Source organism: Bacillus sp. UNC41MFS5 (assembly GCF_000686805.1).
The window spans coordinates 1-9,472 of sequence record NZ_JMLP01000042.1 but is presented as its reverse complement, the minus strand read 5'-3'; the positions used below and the strand labels follow the sequence as shown (position 1 = coordinate 9,472).

11 protein-coding genes are annotated in these 9,472 nt (G+C 34.8%); 7 read left to right on the top strand and 4 right to left on the bottom strand.

The window, feature by feature from the left end; genetic code table 11:
• Positions 1 to 323: 323 nt before the first annotated feature.
• Positions 324 to 719 carry a cupin domain-containing protein gene (locus tag BR30_RS0115940; protein WP_026565853.1) on the bottom strand — a complete coding sequence of 132 codons (396 nt, stop codon included), beginning with the start codon at positions 717 to 719 and terminating at the stop codon, positions 324 to 326.
• Positions 720 to 1,405: 686 nt separating this feature from the next.
• Here BR30_RS0115940 and BR30_RS0115935 point away from each other — a divergent pair.
• Both BR30_RS0115935 and BR30_RS0115925 read left to right on the top strand, forming a co-directional pair.
• A complete protein-coding gene (locus BR30_RS0115935) occupies positions 1,406 to 1,777 on the top strand; it encodes a DUF4430 domain-containing protein (RefSeq protein WP_026565852.1) in 372 nt (123 codons plus the stop codon).
• Positions 1,778 to 2,380: 603 nt separating this feature from the next.
• The gene (locus BR30_RS0115925) at positions 2,381 to 3,760 is read left to right on the top strand and encodes a DJ-1/PfpI family protein (RefSeq protein WP_026565851.1); all 1,380 of its coding nucleotides are present in this window, start codon (positions 2,381 to 2,383) and stop codon (positions 3,758 to 3,760) included.
• Between the two features lie 348 nt (positions 3,761 to 4,108).
• Here the strand turns inward: BR30_RS0115925 and BR30_RS0115920 are convergent, their stop codons facing one another.
• Positions 4,109 to 4,612, bottom strand: a complete 504-nt coding sequence (locus tag BR30_RS0115920) for a divergent PAP2 family protein (RefSeq protein WP_026565850.1) — start codon at positions 4,610 to 4,612, stop codon at positions 4,109 to 4,111.
• A gap of 323 nt (positions 4,613 to 4,935) precedes the next feature.
• On the opposite strand from BR30_RS0115920, the gene BR30_RS36780 reads away from it, so the two are divergent.
• From BR30_RS36780 to BR30_RS35995, 5 genes are all read left to right on the top strand, one after another.
• The gene (locus tag BR30_RS36780) at positions 4,936 to 5,082 is read left to right on the top strand and encodes a hypothetical protein (RefSeq protein WP_155928664.1); all 147 of its coding nucleotides are present in this window, start codon (positions 4,936 to 4,938) and stop codon (positions 5,080 to 5,082) included.
• A gap of 519 nt (positions 5,083 to 5,601) precedes the next feature.
• The gene (locus BR30_RS37960) at positions 5,602 to 5,826 is read left to right on the top strand and encodes a hypothetical protein (protein ID WP_231507734.1); all 225 of its coding nucleotides are present in this window, start codon (positions 5,602 to 5,604) and stop codon (positions 5,824 to 5,826) included.
• Between the two features lie 105 nt (positions 5,827 to 5,931).
• Complete coding sequence (locus BR30_RS35270) at positions 5,932 to 6,417, top strand: hypothetical protein (RefSeq protein ID WP_051633646.1); 486 nt, start codon at positions 5,932 to 5,934, stop codon at positions 6,415 to 6,417.
• A 301-nt stretch (positions 6,418 to 6,718) separates the two neighbouring features.
• Complete coding sequence (locus tag BR30_RS36770) at positions 6,719 to 6,892, top strand: hypothetical protein (RefSeq protein WP_155928660.1); 174 nt, start codon at positions 6,719 to 6,721, stop codon at positions 6,890 to 6,892.
• A 216-nt stretch (positions 6,893 to 7,108) separates the two neighbouring features.
• Positions 7,109 to 7,909 carry an SMI1/KNR4 family protein gene (locus BR30_RS35995; protein WP_026565848.1) on the top strand — a complete coding sequence of 267 codons (801 nt, stop codon included), beginning with the start codon at positions 7,109 to 7,111 and terminating at the stop codon, positions 7,907 to 7,909.
• A gap of 255 nt (positions 7,910 to 8,164) precedes the next feature.
• Here BR30_RS35995 and BR30_RS0115885 read toward each other — a convergent pair whose 3' ends face one another.
• Entirely contained in the window at positions 8,165 to 8,824 is a 660-nt protein-coding gene (locus BR30_RS0115885; protein ID WP_026565847.1) for a hypothetical protein, read from the bottom strand.
• Positions 8,825 to 9,188: 364 nt separating this feature from the next.
• A partial coding sequence (locus BR30_RS37345) for a hypothetical protein (protein ID WP_035445666.1) occupies positions 9,189 to 9,472 on the bottom strand: 284 nt, incomplete at its 5' end.

Genomic DNA, 9,472 nt, shown 5'->3' with positions numbered 1-9,472 from the left:
TTATTCATTCTCAGCTTTAAAAAGTATCTCAATCTCCAAATTGGCTGTCAAGGAGAGCACTTGACAGCCAATTTGGAGATTGAGGAGCAGTTAGTAAGCTGAGAAGGAGATTCCCTAGCCTTGAAAAGGCTGAAACCCAACTAAAAAGCAAAGAAGCCGAAAAACGCTTCTCTTCTTAAAGTTGCACAAAAACCGAAACCAAAACCAATTTGGTAGGGAGCATTGACAGTTTCGTTCATATCAGTACAATCCTTCACAAGTTATAGAAAAAAGCCGATTTCCACATATGAAAAATCGACTTTTATTTATATTTTAATTTCATATTATAATTTCTTATACCATTCATCATCGACAGGTTCTAACCAATCCGTTTCTCCCGGTGTAATTGCTAAGTGTACACACCAATTGTTTTTTGTCGCACCATGCCAATGTTTTACATGCGGTGGAATATTCACCACATCCCCCGTTTTGAGTAATTGGGCTGGTTTTCCTTCCTCTTGATACCAACCCTCACCACCTGTAACTAACAAAACTTGCCCAATTTTATGAGTGTGCCAGTTATTGCGAGCTCCTGGAGCAAAGGTTACATTCCCGATTGATGCATTGAGTGGCGTTGGATCGGTGAACACCATTTGTAAGTATGCATCACCGATAAAGTTTGCTTCAACTTTTTTTCCCAATGGAAAGATTGTGCTATTGCTTAATTGTTCATTTGCCATATTTTAATTCCTACTTTCTTTCAATTTTTATGTTATTACCCCTTCTGATAAATTTATTGCAAAGAATAAGGTAATGAAGAAGCTGTCCCAAAAATAAAAGTGGGGCAGCTTCATTAAATAAGTTTTCTTTTTAGAATTCTTGAACTGTTGGTCGAATAATCATCTCATTAATCGCTACATCTGATGGTTGTTCAATTGCAAATGCAATAGCACGAGCAATGCTCTCAGCCGGAATTGCAATGTTGTAGAAATCATCAATTGCAGATTTTAGTTCTGTACCTGAAATTGTTTCTGGTAAATCAGTAGCAACTACTCCTAAGGGTTCGTCATTTGGCGTTCCCTTTTTGTAGCAGATAACAAAACCTTATTCATCAGATTGTGAAAAAATGTACTTAAACAAACGGGTGCGATGCTTCAATACGGAGGATTGCAATTTGCTTATTGAAGTAATGTCTCAGGATAGTTTAATAACAGTCAAAAATACAAAAAAATTGATTCTTTTTCAATCGCTTAAAACCTAGATTAAATTTTAGCGATAAACCGGTGTCATTAACCACATTTGTTATAGTTAATTCTATTTATATTTGAAATTACACCTAACAACTTGTTAGGTGTTTTTATATTAAAACAACACTCATAATTAAATGACATTAGGAAAAAATAAGAAAAAAATGAGGAGGATATATATGTACAAACTTGCTTTTGCACTCCCCTTTTTGTTTACTTTATGGCTTGCAAATCCGGCATATGCAGTCGAAGTAAATGGCATTATTCAGATTATGGATCAAAACAATAAAGTTATAGTAAAGAAAAATATAACATTTGAAGAGGGAGACACTATTTACGACATAACCAAAAACAACTTTGATGTAGCGGAAACAAACGGTATGATTACAGAAATCAATGGATTGGTTGAAAAACCTACAGAAAACATCCATTGGGCTGCATTTATTGATGGTGAATTTGTTGAAATTCCACCAGACGATGTAGGACTTTATGCAAATGATATTTTAACTTGGGCGTTAAGGGATTACGATAAACAAGAAATAATGAAATAAAAAGAAATGTTCATCACGGAGGTTAAATAATTCGCCTCTTTAGAAATAAGAGTTGAAGAACCAGCTGCGAATCTCGGCAGCTTTTTTATTTAAGTAACGTTGCAGTTTAGTTGAAGAGAGAGTGGAAAATTCTCTCCCTTTTAATTCACATTTGACGCAAAAAGCGAAGTAATTATTTATTGTTCAAGTTAGGGTCTAGTTCTTTAACTTGATATCGGTTTTTAAGGCAATATCTTAGGCAGAGACTATTTCAGTCTCTGTCTTTTTTGTGGTCTGAAACCGGCTAAATCTGAAGTCTGATATAAAAATCAAGCTCTAGCACAATTATGAAGGTTTTAGAAAAAAGATAATATGAAATCAAGATAACAACAAATACCCTGTGGGGGTACCACGAAATTTTACGGTAATACCCAAAAAGAGTGCGGTTTTTATCATGGTCAAACTAAGTAAAATGTAATACAGAGGTATTCAATAACAAATAACCACATTTTGGAGGTAGAAAATGATTTTTTTTCAGGATGTATCAAAAGTTTATTCATTGGAGTCTGGAGATTTTGTCGCGTTAAAGAATAACAACATTCATATCCGGAGGAGGAATATAAAATGAAAAGGTTAGTAGTAAGTTTCGTTGTTTATGTATTGATTTTTGCCGTGTTTGTGGGAGGGGTGGGATTCCTCGGATTTGTTCGTTCACAGAATGATTTTTTCAAGAATGTCCGCCATGAGCCAGTTCCTTCTCTACATGGTGTTAAACCACCAAAGTATGATCCTAATAAACCTACAGTAGCAGTTCTATTAGCGAATGTAGACACTGAGGTATTTGATTTTATGATTCCCTATGATTTGTTATCTAGAACAAACGCTTTTAATGTATTTGCTGTTGCTCCAGACAAAAACGTAAAGACGTTATCGGGCGGTCTGGATGTAGTCCCCCATTACTCTTATAAAGAATTAGATAAATTATTAGGCAAAAGTCCCGACATTATCGTCGTTCCTTACATGCCGATATTTGATGAAAAGAAATATCTACCCACTCGGGAATGGATTCAACAACATTCCAGCAGTAAAACCACTATCTTGAGCATTTGCAGTGGATCAGAGAATCTTGCCGATGCAGGCTTATTAAAAGGAAAATCAGCCACCACACACTGGCAAGGGATATCTTTACTAAGCAAGCAATATCCTGACACTCATTGGAAAGAGGATGTGCGGTATGTCCACGAAGGTAACACCTTAACTTCAGCGGGTCAAACTGCAGGTATCGATGCTGTGCTGCATCTGATAGCTCAAAAACTAGGAGAACCCATGGCTAAAAAAATATCGAAAGAAATCAGTTATCCTTCTTACCACTTCGTTCAAAACCCAAAAGTAGAACCTTTTCAAAAGGACATATATTTTGCAACTTTTTTATTGAATCTTTCCTTCCAGTGGAATAAGACAAAGGCAGGTGTACTACTTTATAACGACATGGATGAAATCGCATTATCTTCTATATTTGATACTTACGCAGCCACAGGAACGACACAAGTCTTGACCGTTTCGAGTTCGGATGCACCCATTGCTACAAAACATCACCTTAATATAGTGGCTAGGCATCAAATATCGAATGCTCCAAGATTGGATAAAATGATCATACCAGGTGGCAACGCAAAATCCCTAGCGGCAGCCGACGTAAAACTTTGGAGTGAAAAAGGTAATTCTAAAGAGACGAACCTCATTCATAGCGATTCACCAAATAGATATGTATTTGAAGCACCATTGGAAGACTTAGCTAAACAAGAAGACCTTTTAACTGCCAAGCATGCAGTGAAACGACTCGAATATCGTTCCAATGATATCCACCTTGAGGGCAAACCATTTCCTCTTGAAACTTACGGCAATGTACTTCTAACCGGTTTACTAGCTTTGTTGGTAGCTATCTTTATTAACAGACGATTCATTATGAAGAAAACAATTTTCAAATCGTATAAACAAGTCAGTTAATCACTACCGACTTCGGGCGGTTTTTTCCATTCTCACCATTAACGTCAGATATCTATCATTATAGTAAATTAACGAACCAGGGTGACCTGAAATTCCGTCAACTCCGCTATTCTGCCAAAGCTAAAAGGAGTCTTGAAGTATCGCGACCTTACAAAGAAGGGATTCTTGCGAATACCTTCTTCTGAGCATTGGACAGCATAAAAGCCCTCCTAACGTTAGGAAGGCTTTTTCAATTTCTACATGTGTATTCATGTTGTTCAGAGTTATTTCCAAATTTCCCATAAACTCAATTACAACACAGTGTCGCAATAGGACTCATTTAATATTAAAAAAGCATATTGGAATGATTTATACTTCTAATTCCAGCTCTTCGTGTTTCATTTGCTTACCATCCTCGATTTTCGCCGAAATAAGACCAAGCACAATGCCAAGCAACGCACCAGCTCCTACTTCCACCGGCTGATGACCGAGAATTTCCTTCAGTTCTTTCTCTCGCTCCACATACTCAAAGCTAGGAAATTCACCCGAAAATTTCACTAGATTATCTTCAAGATCGTTCACGAGCTGCGCAATTTCGCCTGTATGGCGACGAATTCCCTGAGCATCATACATCACAATCACGCCAAACACTGTTGCAAGAGATGTCTCAGTATGTCGCCATCCTTTATTCGCCGCCACATAGGAAGCTAGAGCTGCTACACCCGCGGAGTGCGAACTAGGCATACCTCCCGTTGTGAAAGCCTGCTTCAAGTCCCAATCTCCCGTCAACTTCTTGTGAGTTATAATTTTAAGTCCTTGCGCTATGCCGATCGCCGACAGCGCCGTCAAAATTCCTCGATTCATCTTTTCCATGAGCAACTCCTCCATTCCACAGATCAGTCAACCCCTATCCTGCATATATCTTTTTGATACCCAATTTTGATTTTTATATGCTTAAAGTAACGGGCAGCTTAGTGGAAGAACAGGAGGAGAATATAATTTTTTAATGTCGTAATTTGCAACTATTAAGCACATTTTAGAGTGGTCTATTCGGCAATAATTAAAGAAAACTTTACGACTTTTTAATCTCAACTAAAAAAATAAAGGCTAGAATTATCGTAAGTAACCGGATGTAATACCCGAAAAAAATAAATTAAGTAAAGACAAATATTATTCATAATGGAAGGATGATATTTATGTATATTTCCTATAAAAACTATCAAGGCGGAATTGATAATTTGGTGGTAGTAGAAAGCAATGGAGTGGTTACAACAAGTATAAAAGATACGAAAACAGCTATAAGAACCCATAAAAGAAAATTAAAACGATTAAAGGCTAAATAAAAGTGAACAAAACGAACATAATGTGCAATAGAAGAAAAGGAGCTTGGTCAACGAACGGGTGCGTTACTTCAAGTTGGGATTGCTGTGGCGATCCCATTTCTTATTCAACTAAAGGGGCAGGTTAGTGGAAGAACAGTGATGAAATTATAATCTTTTTATGTAGCATTTGACCCATATTATGAAAGTGTGAATTATGCGATTATTTATCCAATAGCCCCAAATGCAAAAGTGACAAACAATTGTTTTAATTATGAGTATCACTGTGAAAATTTGGGTATTACAAATGTAGAATATATAAATATAAATAAAATGAAGCAATGACCCAAACTATTCACTAAAAGGAGGAAAAAATAATGGTCCAATTAAAACCATTTATGTACAAACCGCATTATGCACCAGATAAACCTTATCTTGTGTATTCTGTCGATTGTGACAGCCCCGAAATAACAAGTGGATATATACAAGGGTACTGGAAATGTACACATTGTGAAAAGGGGAATCAATTTAGATTTTATGTTAATGCTGACCAAAAGAGTTACTTGGGAAAATGTCCAGATTGTAAAAGAGAGTTTACTCCTGTTAATGATTCTAAATAATGGGATTAGAGGAGGATTAGGTATTATATTTCGAACATTATATGCAATAGAAAAGAAGGTACTTGTTCAACTAACGGGTGCATATGTTAAAGATGGGATGGCTGTGGCGATCCCGTTTTCTTATGTGCTTAATGGCAGGTTAGTTTAAGAAAGAAAAACGAATTGTGAAGAATGTGGGGATTGTATAAAGCAGGAACTTTTGTTAAAGAATAAGCTAAAATCTGATAAAACAAATATCCTCTGGGTGATATAAATGAAAAATCAAAAATTGTTATTGCTTTCTTTACTGGTTCTGCCTTGGTTAACGGTACCTTTACTGGGTAGTAAAGCATTTAAAAGATTTCTGCCCACTGCCATTTTTATGTGTACATTCACTAAAGCTTTAGATTTTTATGGTGAAAAGAAAAATTGGTGGAAATTTTATAATGGTATTGGACCTTTTAACAGCATGAATTTTATGAATTTCGGTCCATACCTTGTCACTAGCCTTTGGGTGTTAAAAATGACTTTTGGTAAATTTCCGTTATATCTGATTACAAATACTATTCTTCATACGTCCTTTATCTTTGGAGGATTGAAATATGTAAAAGATTTTCGGATATTCAATTTAGAAAATTTATCAAAATTCAAATACCTGTTAATAGATTTCGTCAGAGCTTTAATCTTATATACTTTTCAATATATAACTGAACCTACCCCCATTAAGAAAACCATTTTTAAAAAGAAGTGGTTTCGATAAACCTTCAATTACGAAGGTTTTTATTTTTAAATTTCTTTACATAACAAAGTTTATGATAACAGTCCATTTTTTTACTAAGTGAACTAAGTCAAGTCTAATGGATTGTGAATTGATTCACTTAAAGTAACGGGTGCAAGAGTTCAAGATTCAGCTACCATACATAGGCGGCTTTTTCTTATTGTGTTAACGTGGCAGGTTGAAGAAGGAGAACTTCTTCTACAACTTAAAAAGCTAAAACTGGTATATTTCATTGACATAATCCACACTATATACTTCGAATGATAACTAGGAGGTAATAATAATGGCAAAACATGACCAACATCCAGATAATGTAGTTGAAAACAAGATGCAAGTGTTTAACAATCTAAACCATTCAGCAACACGTTATGTACAGACTGCCGTTGAAAATGCATCAGAAACTGGACAGGATGCAACACAAAATTTAGTGAACAGCATCATAAGGAGAAAAAAGTAAAAAATAAATCTAAAATAAATATAGTTGAACGGTACTCCACGCAAAATTGTGAGAAATGTACTTAAGCTAACAGGTGCGATGCTTCAATAACGAAGGATCGCTATTTCTTATTGAAGTAACGGAGCAGGTTAGTTTAAGAAGGAAATGGTTCTACAATGTCGAATAAGGTTGATGGAGAATACTTAAAAAACATCAGTGTTTGTGGAGGAAATATCAATGGAGAAATTTTGGAAGGAAGAAATTGAATCTTACAAATTAGAACCACTGACCGAGAAGGTAATTAAAAATGCTGAGGCAAAACTAGGAGTTACATTGCCAAAGTCGTATCTGCAAATTTTGAAAGAGCAGAACGGCGGTTTTATCACTTTTAATGCATTCCCCACCAGTAAACCTACTGTTTGGGCAGAAAACCACGTTCAAGTTGAACATATAAGGGGTATTGGCGAAGAAAACGGTATTTTAGAGAGTGAATATTTAATAAAAGAATGGGATTTGCCTTCCGACATTGTTCTTATATCAGGGGACGGGCATTACTGGGTAGCGTTGGATTATAGAGTAGGAAGCAAAAATCCAAAAGTTATTTATATTGATACTGAATCAGAACAAACTATGGTATTAGCAAAATCTTTTAGCATGTTTTTAAAAGGATTGTACATAGAAGATGATAGTAGCGAAGAGGAAGAAGAATATAATTATGGGGAAGAAATAAAACGTAATTTTATCAAAAATTGGACATCTGAAAATATTACATATTCCTTGGCATCCAATAAAATTGATATTATAATCCCTGTTTTCAATTATATGATTAAACATCCAAATCCAAAAGAATACGTTCCAAGCATTGAAAATGCCTTATTTAGAATTTTGTATGAATCTGATGAGCAGCTAAGGGAAATGGGAGCTTTATATGCCACACATTTCAAAAGGAAAAAGATTTTGTCCTCTGAAACTAAAGACAAACTCCGAGAAATACTTAGCAATGATAAAGAATTAAACTGTTATGCCAAACATATCTGACACTTTTAGATAAGATATACTCAGTTTTTGCTATATGGGAAACCTGTACTATATATTTTGCTGCTTAGGCAGCTTTTTTTCGTTGTTCAACGGGGCAGGTTAGCTGATGAAGTAAGTGTATTTGGAAACTAAAAAGTTCTGTTTATGCAAATGCTATTTTTATGTAAATAAGCCAAAAATATATTAAGGTGAATAAAATCTTGTATATTTTCAACTTATTAAAAATATTCGACTTGATGCTAAAGTACCAGTTTATCATTCACATCTATACTTGAACTTAGGCTCTGTCTGAATATAAAAAGCATTTCTTACTTGTGCACTCCAATTTGCAAAGGCTGATTTCCATTCAGGAGTGTTAAAGAATTGATCAACAGTTTGAGTTTCAGAATGCCAAACTATAAATAGGTTGAGTGGGGCAATTCCTCCTGCCCAAATTCCATTATTTGCGTCAGTATCTTCTTCCCTTACTAATAATAAGGGTAGACCAAATTGAAAAGCCATTGAAGGTTCTACTTGTGAATAAACTGATCCTATCCAGAAAGGAGTGGATGGTGGAAGGGGTCCTGCATTGACGTCAACTGTTTGAATTTTAAAACGACGAAGGTTTACTGCCAACATTCCATAGCTTGATGAAACTAACCGACGAATATCAGTTAAAATGGATTCGGGATAACTTTCGCTTAAAGGTAATGTACGTGGAAAAAGTAAAGCACTCTCAATCTCTAAAATTAGACGGTCTAGAAACCGTAGTTGGTTGTCATTTAAATGAGTTGTCGTACTTAAAAATATGGGAATACGATAAGCACGGTCAATACACTCTTGGTGTGCCGATGATTGATATACTTTTTCTTCCTTTAAAAGTTCATTTTTAGAATTTCTTGAGAAATCTGTGAGTAATTCTCCTTTATATTTCATCACTTTCTCATCTCCTTTTTAATTAGTCTATGGAAAAGGATTAAGTGAGCTTGGACAAAACAACCGGATTTCTAAAATTAGGACTTTTAAAAAAAACTAATAATTTGACCTAAATTCGAATTTCATTTTCGTTTAGACCCTACAAACTGAAATATTCCTACTATCAAATCATACATAGATTAATTGTACAGGGGAAGATAGTTTACTGGAGTTTCCTAAAAATTAATTTTAGAAATTGTGAAATATTTCACTTAAACTATCGGGTGCTTTAGTTGAAGAAAGCCACTGATTATTATCAGTGGCTTTTTTTGTTTGTTTAATGGAAGACCTCTTACGATTAACTTTATTCAATCACGGTGGAAAACTAGTTATTTAATTCCATTAATAATTCGTGGACAATGTGTTGTTCAAAATCTTTTGGCTTATCCAATAGTATCCCTCTTCTTGACGCAGCTGCAATTATTAGTCCTAATTCATAGTACATATTTTTAGAAACTAATCCTTTTGAAATCATTTTCTTCATTTCATAATAAAATTGAATCAAAAAATCACTTGGTAATTTTTCATACAAAGACATTTTAAAAACACCCACTATTCCTACTGCTTTAATAGGAATAATATCAGTTAAAACTGAAATTGAAAAGAGAT